The organism is Deinococcus marmoris (assembly GCF_001949125.1).
Taxonomy (GTDB): Bacteria; Deinococcota; Deinococci; order Deinococcales; family Deinococcaceae; genus Deinococcus; species Deinococcus marmoris_A.
On sequence record NZ_MSTI01000095.1, the window covers coordinates 1 to 15289 of the forward strand.

General features: G+C 64.7%; 20 protein-coding genes and 1 tRNA gene. 13 read left to right on the forward strand and 8 right to left on the reverse strand.

The features are described from left to right. The 9 genes from tuf to rplL form a co-directional block, all read left to right on the forward strand. The coding region (gene tuf / locus BOO71_RS14480) for an elongation factor Tu (protein ID WP_075833596.1) at window positions 1–1206 on the forward strand (1206 nt) is incomplete at its 5' end. 77 nt (window positions 1207–1283) lie between these two features. Then, a complete protein-coding gene (locus tag BOO71_RS14485; RefSeq protein ID WP_075833597.1) occupies window positions 1284–1847 on the forward strand; it encodes a pyridoxamine 5'-phosphate oxidase family protein in 564 nt (187 codons plus the stop codon). 174 nt (window positions 1848–2021) lie between these two features. Further along, window positions 2022–2189 (forward strand): 50S ribosomal protein L33, encoded by a 168-nt coding sequence (gene rpmG / locus BOO71_RS14490; protein WP_029479293.1) that lies wholly within the window; start codon window positions 2022–2024, stop codon window positions 2187–2189. A gap of 76 nt (window positions 2190–2265) precedes the next feature. Beyond that, window positions 2266–2445 carry a preprotein translocase subunit SecE gene (gene secE / locus BOO71_RS14495; RefSeq protein WP_075833599.1) on the forward strand — a complete coding sequence of 60 codons (180 nt, stop codon included), beginning with the start codon at window positions 2266–2268 and terminating at the stop codon, window positions 2443–2445. Then, the gene (gene nusG, locus BOO71_RS14500) at window positions 2442–3014 is read left to right on the forward strand and encodes a transcription termination/antitermination protein NusG (protein WP_075833601.1); all 573 of its coding nucleotides are present in this window, start codon (window positions 2442–2444) and stop codon (window positions 3012–3014) included. Before secE ends, nusG begins: the two co-directional genes overlap by 4 nt. A gap of 190 nt (window positions 3015–3204) precedes the next feature. Beyond that, the gene (gene rplK, locus BOO71_RS14505) at window positions 3205–3639 is read left to right on the forward strand and encodes a 50S ribosomal protein L11 (protein WP_029484315.1); all 435 of its coding nucleotides are present in this window, start codon (window positions 3205–3207) and stop codon (window positions 3637–3639) included. Then, complete coding sequence (gene rplA / locus BOO71_RS14510; protein WP_075833602.1) at window positions 3632–4327, forward strand: 50S ribosomal protein L1; 696 nt, start codon at window positions 3632–3634, stop codon at window positions 4325–4327. Before rplK ends, rplA begins: the two co-directional genes overlap by 8 nt. A gap of 230 nt (window positions 4328–4557) precedes the next feature. After that, window positions 4558–5151, forward strand: coding sequence for a 50S ribosomal protein L10 (gene rplJ / locus BOO71_RS14515; protein ID WP_083653451.1), 594 nt, complete (start codon window positions 4558–4560; stop codon window positions 5149–5151). Between the two features lie 81 nt (window positions 5152–5232). Further along, a complete protein-coding gene (gene rplL / locus BOO71_RS14520) occupies window positions 5233–5598 on the forward strand; it encodes a 50S ribosomal protein L7/L12 (RefSeq protein WP_075833606.1) in 366 nt (121 codons plus the stop codon). 176 nt (window positions 5599–5774) lie between these two features. On the opposite strand, the gene BOO71_RS14525 is transcribed toward rplL, so the two are convergent. From BOO71_RS14525 to BOO71_RS14545, 5 genes are all read right to left on the reverse strand, one after another. Further along, complete coding sequence (locus BOO71_RS14525; protein ID WP_254843175.1) at window positions 5775–6299, reverse strand: hypothetical protein; 525 nt, start codon at window positions 6297–6299, stop codon at window positions 5775–5777. 29 nt (window positions 6300–6328) lie between these two features. Then, complete coding sequence (locus BOO71_RS14530) at window positions 6329–6655, reverse strand: GIY-YIG nuclease family protein (RefSeq protein ID WP_075833610.1); 327 nt, start codon at window positions 6653–6655, stop codon at window positions 6329–6331. Then, the gene (locus tag BOO71_RS14535) at window positions 6652–7215 is read right to left on the reverse strand and encodes a DUF2239 family protein (RefSeq protein ID WP_075833612.1); all 564 of its coding nucleotides are present in this window, start codon (window positions 7213–7215) and stop codon (window positions 6652–6654) included. Before BOO71_RS14535 ends, BOO71_RS14530 begins: the two co-directional genes overlap by 4 nt. 69 nt (window positions 7216–7284) lie before the next feature. Next, window positions 7285–7608 carry a hypothetical protein gene (locus BOO71_RS14540; RefSeq protein ID WP_139322957.1) on the reverse strand — a complete coding sequence of 108 codons (324 nt, stop codon included), beginning with the start codon at window positions 7606–7608 and terminating at the stop codon, window positions 7285–7287. 2 nt (window positions 7609–7610) lie between these two features. Continuing rightward, complete coding sequence (locus BOO71_RS14545) at window positions 7611–8402, reverse strand: hypothetical protein (RefSeq protein WP_075833676.1); 792 nt, start codon at window positions 8400–8402, stop codon at window positions 7611–7613. A 267-nt stretch (window positions 8403–8669) separates the two neighbouring features. Here BOO71_RS14545 and BOO71_RS14550 point away from each other — a divergent pair, with 267 nt between their 5' ends. The 4 genes from BOO71_RS14550 to BOO71_RS14565 all read left to right on the forward strand — a co-directional run bounded on the left by BOO71_RS14550 (window position 8670) and on the right by BOO71_RS14565 (window position 13167). Then, window positions 8670–11105: a putative bifunctional diguanylate cyclase/phosphodiesterase gene (locus BOO71_RS14550; protein WP_075833616.1), complete on the forward strand. Its 2436-nt coding sequence runs from the start codon at window positions 8670–8672 to the stop codon at window positions 11103–11105. Window positions 11106–11198: 93 nt separating this feature from the next. Continuing rightward, window positions 11199–11275: transfer RNA gene (locus BOO71_RS14555), tRNA-Pro, on the forward strand. 151 nt (window positions 11276–11426) lie between these two features. After that, window positions 11427–12569 carry an acyl-CoA dehydrogenase family protein gene (locus BOO71_RS14560; protein WP_075833617.1) on the forward strand — a complete coding sequence of 381 codons (1143 nt, stop codon included), beginning with the start codon at window positions 11427–11429 and terminating at the stop codon, window positions 12567–12569. A 100-nt stretch (window positions 12570–12669) separates the two neighbouring features. Beyond that, complete coding sequence (locus BOO71_RS14565) at window positions 12670–13167, forward strand: hypothetical protein (protein ID WP_139322958.1); 498 nt, start codon at window positions 12670–12672, stop codon at window positions 13165–13167. Window positions 13168–13182: 15 nt separating this feature from the next. Here the strand turns inward: BOO71_RS14565 and BOO71_RS14570 are convergent, their stop codons facing one another. The 3 genes from BOO71_RS14570 to BOO71_RS14580 form a co-directional block, all read right to left on the reverse strand. Beyond that, on the reverse strand, window positions 13183–13698 hold the full coding sequence (locus BOO71_RS14570; RefSeq protein ID WP_075833621.1) for an HD domain-containing protein: 516 nt from the start codon (window positions 13696–13698) through the stop codon (window positions 13183–13185). A 96-nt stretch (window positions 13699–13794) separates the two neighbouring features. Then, window positions 13795–14772 carry a thioredoxin-disulfide reductase gene (trxB, locus tag BOO71_RS14575; protein WP_075833623.1) on the reverse strand — a complete coding sequence of 326 codons (978 nt, stop codon included), beginning with the start codon at window positions 14770–14772 and terminating at the stop codon, window positions 13795–13797. A gap of 57 nt (window positions 14773–14829) precedes the next feature. Beyond that, a complete protein-coding gene (locus tag BOO71_RS14580; protein ID WP_075833624.1) occupies window positions 14830–15267 on the reverse strand; it encodes a hypothetical protein in 438 nt (145 codons plus the stop codon). Between the last annotated feature and the right edge of the window lie 22 nt (window positions 15268–15289).

Genomic DNA, 15289 nt, shown 5'->3' on the forward strand with positions numbered 1-15289 from the left:
ACTTTTTCGCGCAACAAGCCGCACGTGAACATCGGCACCATCGGACACGTCGATCACGGCAAGACCACCCTGACCGCTGCCATCACCTTCACGGCCGCCGCGATGGACCCCACCATCGAAACGATGGACTACAGCCAGATCGACAAGGCCCCCGAAGAAAAGGCCCGTGGCATCACCATCAACACCTCCCACGTCGAGTACCAGACCGCCACCCGGCACTACTCGCACGTCGATTGCCCCGGTCACGCCGATTACATCAAGAACATGATCACCGGAGCCGCGCAGATGGACGGCGCAATCCTGGTCGTCAGCTCCGCTGACGGCCCCATGCCCCAGACCCGCGAACATATCCTGCTGGGCCGTCAGGTGGGCATTCCCTACATGGTCGTCTTCATGAACAAGGTCGACATGGTTGACGACGAGGAACTCCTCGAACTCGTGGAAATGGAAGTCCGTGAACTCCTGAGCAAGTACGAGTTCCCCGGCGACGATCTCCCCGTGGTCAAGGGCAGCGCCCTCCAGGCGCTGGAAGTCCTGCAGAAAAACCCCAAGACCCCCCGTGGTGAAGACAAGTGGGTCGACGGCATCTGGGAACTTCTGGACGCCGTGGACAGCTACATCCCCACCCCCGAGCGTGACACCGACAAGGCGTTCCTGATGCCCGTCGAAGACGTCTTCACCATCACCGGACGCGGCACCGTTGCCACTGGACGCATCGAGCGCGGCATCGTCAAGATTCAGGACGAAGTCGAGATCGTGGGTCTGCGCGACACCAAGAAGACCACCGTGACCGGTGTGGAAATGCACCGCAAGCTGCTGGATTCCGGGATGGCCGGGGACAACGTGGGCGTGTTGCTGCGCGGCGTCGCCCGCGACGACGTGGAGCGCGGTCAGGTGCTGAGCAAGCCCGGCAGCATCAAGCCCCACACCAAGTTTGAAGCCAGCACCTACGTGCTGTCCAAGGATGAAGGTGGACGCCACAGCGCATTCTTCGGCGGCTACCGTCCCCAGTTCTACTTCCGTACGACGGACGTGACCGGTGTGGTGGAACTGCCCGAGGGCGTGGAAATGGTCATGCCCGGCGACAACATCACCTTCATCGTGGAACTGATCAAGCCGATCGCCATGGAAGAAGGACTGCGCTTCGCCATCCGTGAAGGTGGCCGCACCGTCGGCGCAGGCGTCGTCACCAAAGTTATCGAGTAAAGGTTCAAACCAGAAGGGGGAGGCTTGCGGGCCTCCTCTTTTTTTGTTGCGCCAACGCGGTGCGCTAGCCTGACCGCATGGCAAAACAGTTTCCGGCCATCAGCCCAGAGCATCAGGCCTTCATCGAGAAGCAGCCGATTTTCTTCGTCGGCACGGCGGCGGCGGATGGCCGGGTCAACGTGTCGCCCAAGGGGATGGACAGCCTGCGCGTGCTGGGGCCGAACCGGGTGATGTGGCTGAACGTGACGGGCAGCGGCAACGAGACCGCCGCTCATCTGCTCCTGCTTCCGCGCATGACACTGATGTTCTGTGCCTTCGACGGTGCGCCGCTGATTTTGCGGCTGTACGGCACAGCCCGCATGGTCCAGCCGGATCAGGCCGAGTGGGCAGACCTCTATACCCAGTTTCCAGCGCTGCCTGCCGCGCGCCAGATTTACCTGCTGGACGTCGATCTGGTGCAGACCTCGTGTGGAATGGCCGTGCCCCTGATGGACTTCCACGAGGGGCGCGAGAATCTGAACGAGGTTCACAGGAAGCTGAGCGACGAGCAACTCGGCGACTACCGGCAGCGCAAGAACGCCCGGAGCATCGACGGCTTTCCGACGGGACTGCCCGAGGCCACTGAAGCCCAGCTTTCCTGATTCTCCAGAAACGGCGGTGGACAGTCCGCCCGTCACGGTTTATACTCGTGGGTGTTGCCCGCCACCCCGGCGGGCTTTTACCAGCGAATGATCCTGCCGCCATCAGAATGATTGTGGGCAGGCGCTGGGAGCAGAACTCCCCTTTATGGGGTGGCTGCGAAAGGAGCGACCAACATGGCGAAAGACGGACCCCGCATTATCGTGAAGATGGAAAGCACCGCCGGCACGGGCTTTTACTACACCACCACCAAGAACCGCCGCAACACGCAGGCCAAGCTGGAACTGCGCAAGTATGACCCCATGGCAAAAAAGCATGTGGTCTTCAAGGAGAAGAAGGTCTGATTCCGGTCTTCTCCAGGCGGCCTGTGCTGGTCTGGAGACGCCGTTTCAGTCCCCTTCCTCTTCCGCAGGTGAATGCATGAATCTGATTCAGTACTTCCAGGACTCGCGCGCCGAACTGGCCCGTGTGTCGTGGCCGACGCGCCAGCAGGTGTTTGAAGGCACGCAGGCCGTGCTGATCTTCGTCGTGGCCCTGTCCATCATCGTGTGGGTGCTGGACCTGGTGTTCAGCAACCTGATCCGACTGGTGTTGCCATGAGCATCGAATGGTACGCCGTCCACACCTACGTGGGTCAGGAAGACCGCGTGGAACAGCACCTGATGGACCGCGCCGGCAAGCTGGGCATGCGCGGCACCAAGATCTTCCAGGTGCTGCAACCCAGCGAGAAAGCGGTGGAACTGCGCGACGGCGGCAAGAAGGAAACCGTGGAGCGCAAGCTGTTTCCCGGCTACGTTTTCGTGCAGATGGACGTGGAAGACGACGATGCGCCCGGCGAACTGGGCGAGTCGTGGGAAGTGGTGCGCGGCACCAGCGGCGTGACCGGTTTCGTCGGCACCGCCACCCGTCCTGTTCCGCTGTCTTACGAAGAGGTTCAGCGCCTGTTGACCTCGGTGGGCGTGGGCGTGCAGCCCAAGGTCACCGAAGCGCCGCGCGTCAAGGCCGATTTCAAGGCGGGCGACATGGTGCGCGTCACTGGAGGCCCCTTCGCGGACTTCAGCGGCGTGATCAGCGAGATCAACGTGCCGCAGGCCAAGGTCAAGGTGCTGGTCAGCATCTTTGGCCGCGAGACGCCTGTGGAGCTTGATTTCAGTCAGGTTGCCAAGTAAGTCCAGTCCCCGATCTGCTGCCCCTGATCTGCTACACCCGGCCTGCCGCACTTGGCAGGAGCGGGCTGAGCGAGTAAAATGAAAAAGTTGCTGTCACTCTGCCCATACAGGCAGCAGAGGCGGAACTTAGCGCCAGCACCCCATCACGTTCTGACAGGACGCGTTCAACCGGGGGAGCTAAGGAGTCGAAATGAAGAAGATTACCGGCATCGTCAAATTGCAACTGCCCGCAGGCAAGGCCACCCCGGCCCCGCCTGTCGGCCCCGCGCTGGGTCAGTACGGCGCGAACATCATGGAGTTCACCAAGGCGTTCAACGCCCTGACCGCCGACAAGGGTGACGCGATCATTCCTGTGGAGATCACCATCTTCGCGGACCGCAGCTTCACCTTCATTACCAAGACCCCGCCCATGAGCTACCTGATCCGCAAGGCCGCAGGTCTGAGCAAGGGCAGCCCCACGCCCAACAAGGCCAAGGTCGGCAAGCTGAACTGGGACCAGGTCCTGGAAATTGCCAAGACCAAGATGCCCGACCTCAACGCGGGCAGCGTGGAAGCCGCCGCCAACACCGTCGCGGGAACTGCGCGCAGCATGGGCGTTACCATCGAGGGAGGCCCCAATGCCTAAGCACGGCAAGCGCTACCGCGCACTGGAAGGCAAGGTGGACCGCGACAAGCAGTACACCATCGAGGAAGCCGCCGCCATGGTCAAGGACATCGCCACGGCGAAGTTCGACGAGACGGTGGAAGTCCACTTCCGCCTCGGCATCGATCCCCGCAAGAGTGACCAGAACGTGCGCGGCACGGTCTCGCTGCCTCACGGCACGGGCCGCACCGTTCGCGTGGTGGTCATTACCAAGGGCGAGAACGTCGCCGCTGCCGAGGCCGCTGGCGCAGATGTGGCCGGGGGCGACGAGCTGATCGAACGCATCGCGGGCGGCTTCATGGACTTCGACGCCGTGGTGGCGACGCCGGACATGATGGCCTCCGTGGGTCAGAAACTGGCCCGTCTGCTGGGGCCGCGCGGCCTGCTGCCCAACCCCAAGAGCGGCACCGTGGGTCCCGACGTGACCGGCATGGTGTCCAGCCTCAAGGCCGGGCGTATCGAGTTCCGCAACGACAAGACCGGCGTGATCCACGCGCCCATCGGCAAGGCCAGCTTCGACCCGGCCAACCTGAGCGCCAACTACGCCGCGCTGGTTTCCGCGCTGGAAGGGGCCAAGCCCAGCAGCGCCAAGGGTGTGTTCATCCGCACCGTCTTCATGACCACCACGATGGGACCCAGCATTCCGCTGAGCCTCAGCGCCCAGTCCTGATTACCCAACCCTGACCATACTTCTGAGCTGGGGGTTTCGGCCCCCTCTCATTCCCAACTTCCGGCACCCCGGTGCAATTTTGCGCCTCTCCCCAATCCGTTTCTAGTGCGGCACCCAAGACAGCGGGGACCCTTGCCCGGTTTAAACATCCCGCCGAGTTGCCAGGCTGCGAAGCGCAACCGCGCGAACTTGCACCTGCAAACTTGTTCAACCACGAGGAGGTTCACTGCGTGGCGAATCCCAAGAACGTGCAGACCCTCAGCACCCTCAAACAGAGCCTGAATGACATCGAGACGTTTTACGTCGTCGATTACCAGGGTCTGAGCGCAGGGCAACTGAGCAAACTGCGAAGAGACATCCGCGAGAAGGGCGGGCAACTGATCGTTGCCAAGAACACCCTGATCGACCGCGCCCTTCAGGAAGGGGGCCGCGACTTCTCGGCCACCCTGAAAGGCCCCAGCGCCCTGGTGCTGGCCCACTCTGACCCTGCTGGCGTTGCCAAGGCTCTGGCCGACGCCGCCAAGGGCAACGACAAGGGCATTCCCTCTGTCAAGAGCGGCTTCCTGGAAGGCAACAAGGTGGACGCCAGTGTCGTCAACCGCATTGCCAGCCTGGGCAGCAAGGAAACCTTGCAGGCCGAACTGGTCGGCGTCCTCAGCGCCCACCTCAGCAACTTCGTGGGCATCCTCGAAGCGTACAAGACCAAGCTCGAAGAGGGCGGCGCTGGTAACAGTGCTGGTGCTGGCGACAACGCTGTGGCCGAAGGTGCTGCTGCTGAGAGCGCTGCTGCTGGCGAAAGCACCGATGAAGGCGCGGGCGCTTAAGCGTCTGCATCTTTTCTCAGATCATCTTCAATCCACCATCAATCCTTAAAGTTTTAATTCCACTTCTGGAGGAACACCAACATGGCATATGACAAGCAGGCAATGATCGATCAACTCGGCACTCTGACCATCATGGAACTCGCGGACCTGATCGACGGCCTCAAAGAGCAGTGGGGCGTTACGGCTGCTGTCTCGATGGGCGGCGGCGCTGCTGCTGCGGCCCCCGCAGCCGAAGAGAAGACCGAATTTGACGTGGTTCTGGTGAGCGCCGGGGCCAGCAAGATCAACGTCATTAAGGAAATCCGCGCCATCACCGGCCTGGGTCTGAAGGAAGCCAAGGACATGAGCGAGAAGGGCGGCGCACTCAAGGAAGGCATCTCCAAGGACGAGGCCGACAAGTTCAAGGCCCAGTTGGAAGCCGTCGGCGCAACCGTCGAGCTGAAGTAAGCCCCAACAGGCTTAACCCCGTTACCGGGCGTGCAGCCCCCTGGCCCTTTGTGGCCGGGGGGTTTTTTGTGGTCTTGGTTTGAAGTCAGAGCCTGCGCGGTGGCCCCCTCACCTTTCCGACGCTCCCACAAGTGGAGAGGGGAAAAGGCACATAACGTTTCCAGATCAAGCGATCCTTATGGCAGGAGTCGCTGCCGCATCGCCTGCCGCACCAGCAGAGAAGCGTCCTGACCCAGCCGTTCGGCGGCGTCGGGCGGAAGATTAGCGCGGGCTGCCAGCACCAGCCGCACGCCATAATCGGGATCACCGAGCAACAGGGTCAGCAATTCCAGCGACAGATCAGGCCGGGCTGCCACTCGCGCCCGCACCTTCCAGACGGTATGCCGGGCAAGCTGGCGAACCTCGTCCAGCGTCAGCGCGGGATGTCCGGCCACGGCCACCTGAAAGCGGGAATCGGCATGGGCCAGCGCGTAACGCCGGAGCCAGTCGGGAGCCTGGGGCCGGGCCACCAGATTCAGCACGGTGTCGGTGGGCCAGCCCTCCAGCAGACCGGGGTGGGCCAGCCGCAGCAGACTCAGGGCCGGGTTGCCCAGCACCTGGGCAGGATAGTCAGCGGCCAGACGGCCCAGCACGGCGGCGGGCGTGTTGGGATGACCGGCCACTGCCGCGCGAAGCTCTGGCGAAAGCTGTTCGGACAGCACGGTCAATTGCGCCGCCGTCAACGCTGGCGCTAGTACCGCTGTGTGGGGGGAAGATCCAGTTTCTCCTGCCATAGCGTCAGCAACTCCTTGAGATCGTCCACCGGTTCGTCGCCGGGGTTTTTTGGCTCGATCTCGTCAAGCACTTCAAACACGAAAGCCTCGGGGCCGTCTGTCTGCCAGTCGGCCTGCATGACCCTGTTCGGGTGCAGGCCGTTCTGAAGCTGAAAGCGAATGCGGTTGAGCATCCCGTCCAGATGGAGACTCTGGCCGAGCAGGGTGCGTCCGCTGGGCGTGTGCGTTACGCGGTAGATACCCATACGCGGTGTGAAGTCTTTGTACTGGCGCGGCGCGGTCATGCTTTTTCCACGAAGGCGGGAGAGGCCAGATACAGCGCGTGAGTGCGGATGTCTTCCGGCCAGTTCTGCAACTGGACCGCGAACGCCGCGCCGTCGCCCGCATACAGAGCGCGGGTGGCGTCCTCGTAGCCGGGCAGATCACCACCGATCACGCCCAGAAAGCGGTCTGTGGCCGTCTGGGCCTGACGGCGGCGTTCACCGTCCGGGTCCGCCTTGCGTGCCTCGTCGATCAGCCGCCGTAGCGCCGCCGAGGCGCCGCCGCGCTGGCCCTCCAGCCACTCCCAATGCCGGGGCAACAGCGTGACCTCGCGGGCCACCACGCCCAGTCTAGGGCGGCCCGGTCCAGCTTTAGCAGGCGCGGGGGCGTAGCCCTCCAGCACGTCTTCCAGACTGCCGCGTAGGTCAAAGTCTGTTTGCCGCCCTGTCTGATCATTGAAGGTCAGCAGGGGTTGAGAGGTGGCCTGTTCACTGGACTTGAGGAAGGTCAGCACATCCTGAAGTGGTGCGGTGAGCAGGCGTTCGTGGCCCTGGAAAATGGTCAGTGTCGGCGGGTCAGTCATATCAAAATACTATCCGGGTAGAATTGATCAAGTCAATACCATCCGGGTAATATCGATGGCTTAGCGATGTCAAGATGATCTGGCCTCTGTCCACTTCGGTGAAGGCAGCATGCGGCCCACCAGCAACAGCAACAAGCCATAGAGCAGCACATTGACTGCAAATGGAGCGGTCTGCCAGCCGAGCTGCACTGGATCAACCCTGGCCGTAGCCTCTTCCTGGCCTACCACGGCCTGAAGAGAGAAGGCCAGCGGCCAGCCTGCTTCACGCACAGGCGCGGCGCAGGTGGCTCCCGGCGGACACGGCTCCGTCAGGCGGTAGACAACACGGTTGGCAAACAGACTGAGCAGCGTGCAGGCCAGAGCCAGCATCAGGGTCAGCAACAGCCGCCTCACCTTCACTTCAACTCTCGCCTTAGCCCGGACGCCAGATCGAACCACTCGCGTTCCTGGCGGCGGTAGAGGGCGGTGGCGCGGCTCTCGGTCTTGGCGATGGCGTCCAGCACCGTCTGCGCCTCGGCAGCGCGGCCCTGTTTCACCAGATAGGCGGCGTAACGGGCGCGGGGTTCCTCAGTGATGGCGGCGGTTAAAGCGTCCTGATAGGTGGCGTCGGCCTGGGGCTTGCCCTGCGTTTCCTGGGCCTGGGCCAACAGGGTCAGGGCGCGGGTGCGGGTGGCGGCGCTGGTCTTGAGGTCCACGGCGTTCAGGCGGCCCTCGGCCCCGGCAGGATTGCCGCGCGCCAGATCCAGTTCGGCGCTGGTCAGCAGAACCACCGGATCGTCGGCGTAGATCCCCCGGAGCAGCGGGTCGAGGGTGGCCTGGGCCTCGTCCCGTCGCCCGGCGCGGGCCAGCAGAGCGGCCAGCCCAGCGCGGTTGGCCAGCGTGTCGCTCTCGTCCAACTGCGCCTGGGACTCGCGGATGCGGGTATCCAGCGGCTTGAGGGCCTCCACGCCGCGCGAGACCGCCTGCCCGGCCACGCGCCCGCTGCCGCGCAGGGCCGGGATCAGGACCAGAAAGGTGTAAGCCAGTGCCCCCAGCATGCCGAAGATGCTGCCCAGCAGCGCCCCGAAGCCCAGCAGGAACATCCAGAAAATCTGCTGCCGGGTCACGATGGCGTGGACCAGACCCACCACCGCCAGCCCGCGCAGCACGTTGAAGATCAGAGGAAGGTAGGGTTGGATGACGTCCATCTGGACCATGATAGACGGCAGGCCGAAAGACAATAGGAGTGCAGCTCGCCCCATCTGCCACGCCACGATTCAGGCCGTCCACACAAATGGCCTGACGATGAGAAGATGAACATTCTCGCTCCCAGCAGGCTCCAGGCAAGAAAGTGGTGACACCGCATGGCCTAGACTGAGGGCCTATGTTCAGGCCCCATCTCTTCTGGTCGAGACTGCCCCCACCGCCGGAGGGTGTCCGGGCCGGCGGACTGTAAAGCGGCAGGTGGAGGACAGATGAAACCGGCAGATCGGCGGGGACTGAACGTGGCCCTGCTGGCGACGGTCGCCCTCGCGCTGGGTCACCTGGGCTGGGTGGCGCTGCATCCACGCGGAGCAGACGCGGACTGGCTGGTGCAGACCTTCTCGCTGGGCGTGCTGTATGCCTCGGCCCTGACCTGCTGGTACGCGGCGCGCAGCACCCCGGACACGGCCCCGACGTGGCGCTGGATGACGCTGGCGCTGGGCCTCTACGCCGTGAGCGATACCCTGTACGCCCTACTGGAATGGCGCAACGGGGCGGTCCCTTCACCATCGGTGCTGGACGCGCTTTATCTGGGGTTCTACGTGCTGTTCATCCGGGCCTGTCTGGCCCTGCCGCGCCAGCCACTGCGGCGGGCCGAGGCGTGGCGGCTGACCCTGGATGTCGGGATCGTGGTGGGTTCGCTGGCTGTGCTGCTGTGGTACGGCGCGCTGGCCTCGCTGCTGGGCGCGGCGCAGGTGACAGTGATCGGCACCCTGGTCAATCTGGCCTATCCGGTCCTCGGGCTGTGTGCGCTGGGGCTGCTGATGACCCTCCTCAGACGCCACGACCATATCGAATTGAAAGAAAGCCTGCTGGCGCTGGGCATCACCACTTTTTTGATCGGGGATACGCTGTATCTGTTCATCGATGCCAACGGCGGTTTCACGTCGGGAATCCCCGAGGAACTGCTGTGGACCTGCGGCGCGCTGCTTTTTGCCGTGGCGGCCTGGCATTCTCGCCACGCCGCGCCGCTGGGGCCTTCGCTGACGGCAGTGGCGCACGTCACCGCCCAGATCACCCGGCCCCTGTCCGCGCTGACCCCTTATCTGGGTCTGGCGGCCTGTTTCGCCCTGACACTGACCACCCACGGCGAGGTCACGCTGGCCGCCCACGGCGCAATGTGGGGCACGGCGGGCGTGACGTTGCTGGTGGCCGCCCGCCAGATCGCGGCCCTGCGGGACAACGCGGCCCTGACCGCGCAACTGGCCGCCCTGAACGCCAGCCTGGAACAGCGGGTGGTGGCCCGCACCGCCGAGGTCGAGCGGGGCCGCGCCCAACTGGAGGCCCGTGCCCGTGAGCTGGCCTGGCAGGCCGGGCACGATTCGCTGACGGGTCTGCCCAACCGCGCCGGATTCCTGAGCGCGCTGGGCGAGGCGGTAAAGCAGCAACAACAGATGGGGCAGGAAGCCCCTGCGCTAGCCGTCCTGTTTCTGGATCTGGACGGCTTCAAGGGGGTCAACGACACGCTGGGGCATACGGTGGGAGACCAGCTCCTGATCAAGGTGGCGGCCCGGCTGCGCGGCGCGCTGCGGCCCGGCGAATTCACGGCCCGGCTGGGCGGCGACGAATTCATGGTGCTGACCTCTGGGCCGCCGCAGGCCCGCGCCGGGCAGGTGCTGGATCTGTTCGCCTCGCCCTTTGACCTGGGAGACCGCCCGGTGAGGATCAGCGCCTCGGTGGGGGTCAGCGTCTACCCGGACAGTGGCCGGGACGCCGAGAGCCTGTACATGCACGCCGACGTCGCCATGTACGAGGCCAAGCGCGCGGGCAAGGGCGCGGCGCGCATCTTTTTGCCCCAGTCCACCCAGGCCCTGCGTCCGCGCACTGAACTGGAAGACCGGCTGCCCGGCGCGCTGGAACGCGGCGAGTTCAGGCTGTACTACCAGCCCATCTACGATGTGGCGCGGCAGGTCGTGGCGCTGGAGGCACTGCTGCGCTGGGACAGCCCCGAACTGGGCCTGCTGTCCCCCGGCCAGTTTCTGCCGGTGATCCACGAGCGCGGGCTGGACGGAAAACTGGGTGACGGTGAACTGGGCAACTGGGTGCTGGACGAGGCCTGCGCCCAACTGGCACGCTGGCACGCGGCGGGGCACGGTGGGTTGCGGATGGCCGTGAACATCTTCCCCGCCCAGTTCAGGAGCGCGACTTTTGCCCAGACGGTGGAGGCGGCCCTCGCGCGGCATGGCCTGACGGGCGCGGCCCTGGAACTCGAGGTGACCGGGACCCTGCTCAGCGGCTGCGAGGCCCACGCTGCCGGGATGATGGACGCTCTTCAGCGCCAGGGGGTCCGGTGGTCCCTGTGCGGCTTCGGCGTGCAGACTTCGGCCCTGTCGCCGCTGCTGAAGCTGCCTGTCGGGGTTCTCAAGCTGGACCGCAGCCTGATCGGCGCGCTGGACGGTCCGCTGGACGGCCAGGAACAGGCCCGCCGCGCCGTGGGGGCCATCACCGCCCTGGCCGGGGCACTGGGCCTGAGCGTGGTGGCCGAGGGCATCGAAACCCGCGCGCAGTGGGCGGCAGTCACCGATCTGGGATGCGCTTACAGCCAGGGCTTCTGGCTGGGCCACCCCCAGAACGTGGCCAGAACAGCCGAGCGCCTGGGCCGAGCGTCCGGGCATCCACCCGACTCCACTCCGGTCATCCCGTCCTAGATTCCGTCTGCTTGCGGGTGGGTATCGGCTGGCGCTCGGATTTGCACCCTTGACCGATGCCCTCCCAACACTTATAGTTCTGAGGCTGGGAATCGAGGCGTAGCGCAGCCTGGTAGCGCACTACCTTGGGGTGGTAGGGGTCGTGAGTTCAAATCTCGCCGCCTCGACCAGCATCGAGTTCACAGGGTCCCTCCTGATCAGATCTGCGGAAGCCGTTAAACGCTTTCGCAGATTTTTTTGGTGCATTGGCTGTCGATAAACTGGGGACAGTGGGTTGCACCGTCCAGACAGCGTGGGCCAGATGCTCTAGGCTAGGCCCAAATGGATTTCAATCTGCCCGATGACCTGCGCGAGGTGCAGGCGACTATTCGTGATTTCATGCTCAACCGTGTGGAACCCCGCGCCCACGAGATCGAGGACACCAACAGCGTGCCGCCCGAGTTGTTCAGGGAGGCCGCCGGACTGGGCCTGTTCGGCCTGAGCATTCCCGAGGAATACGGCGGCGTGGGCCTGGGCATGCTGGGCCGCTGCGCCGTGTACGAGGCGCTGGGGCAGGGGCACATGGGCTTCGGCGGCGTGATCAGCGCCCACGCCTCAATTGGCACATCGGGGCTGGTCAAGCTGGGCAACGAGGAACAAAAACAGCGTTTCCTGCCGCGCATGGCGTCGGGCGAGTGCATAGCGGGTTTTGCCATCACCGAACCCAGCAGCGGCTCGGACGCGGCGAACATCCGCACCCGCGCAGTTAAAAAAGATGACGTGTATGTGCTGAACGGCACCAAACACTATATTTCCAACGCGCCGATTGCCGGGCTGCTGACCGTGATCGCCATCACCGATCCTAGCCTGGGCAGCAAAGGCATGAGCGCCTTTCTGGTAGAGCCGCAGACCACCCCTGGCATGCGGGTGGGCAAGATCGACGAGAAGATGGGCCAGAAGGGAGCGCTCTCCGCCGAGGTGATCTTCGAGGACGCCGAGATTCCCGCCGCGAACCTGCTGGGGCCGGAGCATATGGGCTACCGCGAGGCGCTGGGCATTCTGACCGCCGGACGGGTGGGGATTGCCGCGCGCAGCACCGGGGCCATGCAGCGGCTGCTGGACCTCTCGGTGGCCCACGCCAAGACCCGCGAGCAATTCGGGCAGCCCATCGGCGAATTCCAGGCGGTGCAGTTCATGCTGGCCGAGATGGAAATTGCCGTGCAGACCAGCCGTGTGCTGTGGCAGAAGGTGGCCTGGATGGTGGACGAGGGCCAGGACGTGCGCCGCATGGCGAGCATTGCCAAGTACCACGCCACCGAGGCGCTGTCTCAGGTGGCCGACAAGGCCGTGCAGGTGGCCGGGGGCATGGGCTACATGAAAGACAGCCCGGTGGAGCGCTACTACCGCGATCAGCGCCTGCTGCGAATCTACGAGGGCACCAGCGAGATTCAGAAGATCATCATCGCAAAAAGTCTGCTGGCCTGAGCCGACTGGGATCTGGTGCGAGCAGGCTTCTGCACAGTGAGCTTCTGTGCCGGGGGCTTTTGTAAGCGCCAGATCAGCGGGCTTCCCTTAAGATGGGGGCATGAGACCACCCGGACTGGCGCGAATCGGAATGATGCTGTGCGGTCTGGGACTGGCGGGCTGCGGTTCGCTGGGGAACGCGCCGACACCACTGGCCGGGGACCTGTTGAGCGCCCCCACCACCCTGAATCTGGGCGGGCGACTGCTGGGTCTCACGGCGGCCCCGCAACTGGTCCAGGAAGCAGACCGCTTCAGCGTGCGCGTCAATGTGGAAGCCAGTGCCCTGGCGGGTGGCCCAGCCGCAACCGATCCCCTGAAAGTCATAGGGATTTACGTCTTCACCGGAGCGGGGCTGTGGCAATCGCCCCGGCTCAGCGATTTCTCGAGGGCCAGCAACTGCTCCACGCAGGTGTGCGCCTGGGGCAGCGGCAGCGCAAACGGCTTCACGGCAGGCGAGGACGTGCGCGTGATCGCCCAGCTTAGAGACGCCAGCGGCAAGACCTACTGGCTGCGCGACGCCCGGAGCCAGAACGTCGTTGCAAAACCGCTGATCCGCTAAAGCTCTTCCCAGAATTTATTCCTGATCGTCGTAGTGGTGCAGCAGGGCCGCGTCCGGTTCGCTGCCGGGTTGGTGGTGCAGGGCCACCAGCCGGGCCACCCTTATCCTGGCCCCGGCGTGGGTCAGCAGTGTGGCTCCCAGTTCCGGGTGCTGCGCGCGGATGCCCAGCGCCCCCACAGGCGGCAGCCAGCGCGCCAGCCGGGTGGGCACCAGCCCCACCACCACGCGCTCGGTCACGCGGTACGGGCGGATGCTCTTGCCGCAGTCGTGCAGCAGGGCGGCGGCCACCAGTTCCGGGGCCGCGCCCGGATGCTCACGCAGCAGGTGCAGGGTCACGCGGCAGGCGTGTTCGCGGTCACGGGGGTCCATGCCCGCGTAGACCCGCGCCTCGCCGGGCGTCAGGTGGGTCAGCGCCCAGGCGTCGTCCGGGTGGGCATCCACGGCCCGCACGCTGCGCGCCAGCCGCCGCACCTTGGCCGCGTAACCCAGCGCCTTGCGGCCTATACGGTCAGACAGGCGCAGGGGTTTCATGGAAAGCAGAATAGTGGAAAGCAGCCCCTGGAACCGCAAGAAAAGAGCGGGAGGCAAGCCCGATCAGCCGCCTCCCACCCGCCCGAGCCATGAAGTTCAGTCGGCTGCCGTTTCCGCCCCGGCCACTTCCAGCGCCGCCAGCGCACGTTCGGCGCTCATGGCCGCGCGGGTGCCCGCGCCGACGCTGGTGCCCAACTGGCGATAGATGTAGTCGCTGACATCGCCCGCCGCGAACAGCAGGGGCACGCTGGTGTAGATCTCGTCCGTCACGTCCACGTAGCCGTCCTCACGCAGTTTGACGGTGTCCTTGACGAACTCGGTATTGGGAACATGGCCGATGAAGATGAATACGCCGTCGGTGGTCATATCGCTCGTCTCGCCGGTCTTGAGATTCTTGAGACGCACGCCACTGACTGCGCCGTCACCCTGAATTTCCTCGACGGCGGTGTCCCAGATGAACTTCATCTTGGGGTTGGCAATGGCGCGGGCCTGGGCCACCTTGTTGGCGCGCAGGCTGTCGCGGCGGTGGATCAGGGTGACCTCATCGGCGAACTTGGTCAGGAACAGGCCCTCTTCCACGGCGGCGTCTCCCCCACCGATCACCACCACTTTCTTGCCCCGGTAGAAAAAGCCGTCGCAGGTGGCGCAGGTGCTGACGCCCCGGCCCCAGAACTCTTCCTCGCCGGGCACGTTCAGGCGTTTGGGGTTCGCGCCCGTCGCCAGAATCACGCTCTTGGCGCGGTAGTTGCCGCTGTAGCCCTTGACCATGAAGGGGTAATGGTGATCGCCGGTCTGCTCGATGGCCTCCACTTCGTCCATCTCGATCTTGCCGCCAAACTTCTCGGCCTGCTGCTGCATGCGCCCGGCGAGTTCCATGCCGCTGATGGGTTCGGGGAAGCCGGGATAGTTCTCGACTTCCTCGGTCTGGGCGATCTGGCCGCCAGGCAGCCCCTTTTCCAGAATCAGGGTGGACAGGCTGGCGCGGCCCGTGTAGATGGCCGCCGTCAGTCCGGCGGGGCCGCCGCCGACGATGACGACGTCATAATCCTGGGTTTGCGGGAGGGTGCTGGTCATGAGAAAAGCGTACCACTGCCCACCAGAGAAGTTGGTTAAGCACGCACAGTTTACTTTTTAAAGCATGGGCGATAGAAAGGCCGCCGGGCGGATGTACTGCCGCCAGCTTTCCAGCGAGCGAAACACCACGCGCGGCGGACGCTGGGCGCTGAACTGTGCCTGACGGTAGCCGGGGCCAAAGCGACGCGCAGTCCAGTCCTCATGGGCCTGCAAGGTGGGCCGGAGAAGCTGGCGTGCAAACCCTGCGGGAATGGGCCGTCCATTCAGGGTGTAGCTCCGGGTGCGCCGGTTGAACTGCAACAGGTCTGATTCCTGCCGAAAAGACAGGCCCGAACTGTGCAGGCTCAGGTGGTCCAGAACATAGGTGCTGCTGCCCTGGGACGCTGGACGTTTCCGAAAACCACGCAACAGCAGGTGGCCCTGCCGGGCGTCCAGACCCAGCAGCCAGAACTGGACGGTCAGGGGGCAGGGGGGCCGCAGATCGATGCTTGTCATGTTATTGATAATAGTATATCAT

What these genes read in the sequence shown, in the direction of transcription:
- BOO71_RS14580 (WP_075833624.1), bottom strand. Translation starts at nt 15,267, where the DNA reads ATGACAAGCATCGATCTGCGGCCCCCCTGCCCCCTGACCGTCCAGTTC.
- BOO71_RS14535 (WP_075833612.1), bottom strand. Translation starts at nt 7,215, where the DNA reads ATGACTGACCCGCCGACACTGACCATTTTCCAGGGCCACGAACGCCTG.
- rplL (WP_075833606.1), top strand. Translation starts at nt 5,233, where the DNA reads ATGGCATATGACAAGCAGGCAATGATCGATCAACTCGGCACTCTGACC.
- BOO71_RS14530 (WP_075833610.1), bottom strand. Translation starts at nt 6,655, where the DNA reads ATGACCGCGCCGCGCCAGTACAAAGACTTCACACCGCGTATGGGTATC.
- BOO71_RS14560 (WP_075833617.1), top strand. Translation starts at nt 11,427, where the DNA reads ATGGATTTCAATCTGCCCGATGACCTGCGCGAGGTGCAGGCGACTATT.
- BOO71_RS14545 (WP_075833676.1), bottom strand. Translation starts at nt 8,402, where the DNA reads ATGGACGTCATCCAACCCTACCTTCCTCTGATCTTCAACGTGCTGCGC.
- BOO71_RS14570 (WP_075833621.1), bottom strand. Translation starts at nt 13,698, where the DNA reads ATGAAACCCCTGCGCCTGTCTGACCGTATAGGCCGCAAGGCGCTGGGT.
- secE (WP_075833599.1), top strand. Translation starts at nt 2,266, where the DNA reads ATGAATCTGATTCAGTACTTCCAGGACTCGCGCGCCGAACTGGCCCGT.
- rpmG (WP_029479293.1), top strand. Translation starts at nt 2,022, where the DNA reads ATGGCGAAAGACGGACCCCGCATTATCGTGAAGATGGAAAGCACCGCC.
- BOO71_RS14485 (WP_075833597.1), top strand. Translation starts at nt 1,284, where the DNA reads ATGGCAAAACAGTTTCCGGCCATCAGCCCAGAGCATCAGGCCTTCATC.
- rplA (WP_075833602.1), top strand. Translation starts at nt 3,632, where the DNA reads ATGCCTAAGCACGGCAAGCGCTACCGCGCACTGGAAGGCAAGGTGGAC.
- nusG (WP_075833601.1), top strand. Translation starts at nt 2,442, where the DNA reads ATGAGCATCGAATGGTACGCCGTCCACACCTACGTGGGTCAGGAAGAC.
- rplK (WP_029484315.1), top strand. Translation starts at nt 3,205, where the DNA reads ATGAAGAAGATTACCGGCATCGTCAAATTGCAACTGCCCGCAGGCAAG.
- BOO71_RS14565 (WP_139322958.1), top strand. Translation starts at nt 12,670, where the DNA reads ATGAGACCACCCGGACTGGCGCGAATCGGAATGATGCTGTGCGGTCTG.
- trxB (WP_075833623.1), bottom strand. Translation starts at nt 14,772, where the DNA reads ATGACCAGCACCCTCCCGCAAACCCAGGATTATGACGTCGTCATCGTC.
- BOO71_RS14550 (WP_075833616.1), top strand. Translation starts at nt 8,670, where the DNA reads ATGAAACCGGCAGATCGGCGGGGACTGAACGTGGCCCTGCTGGCGACG.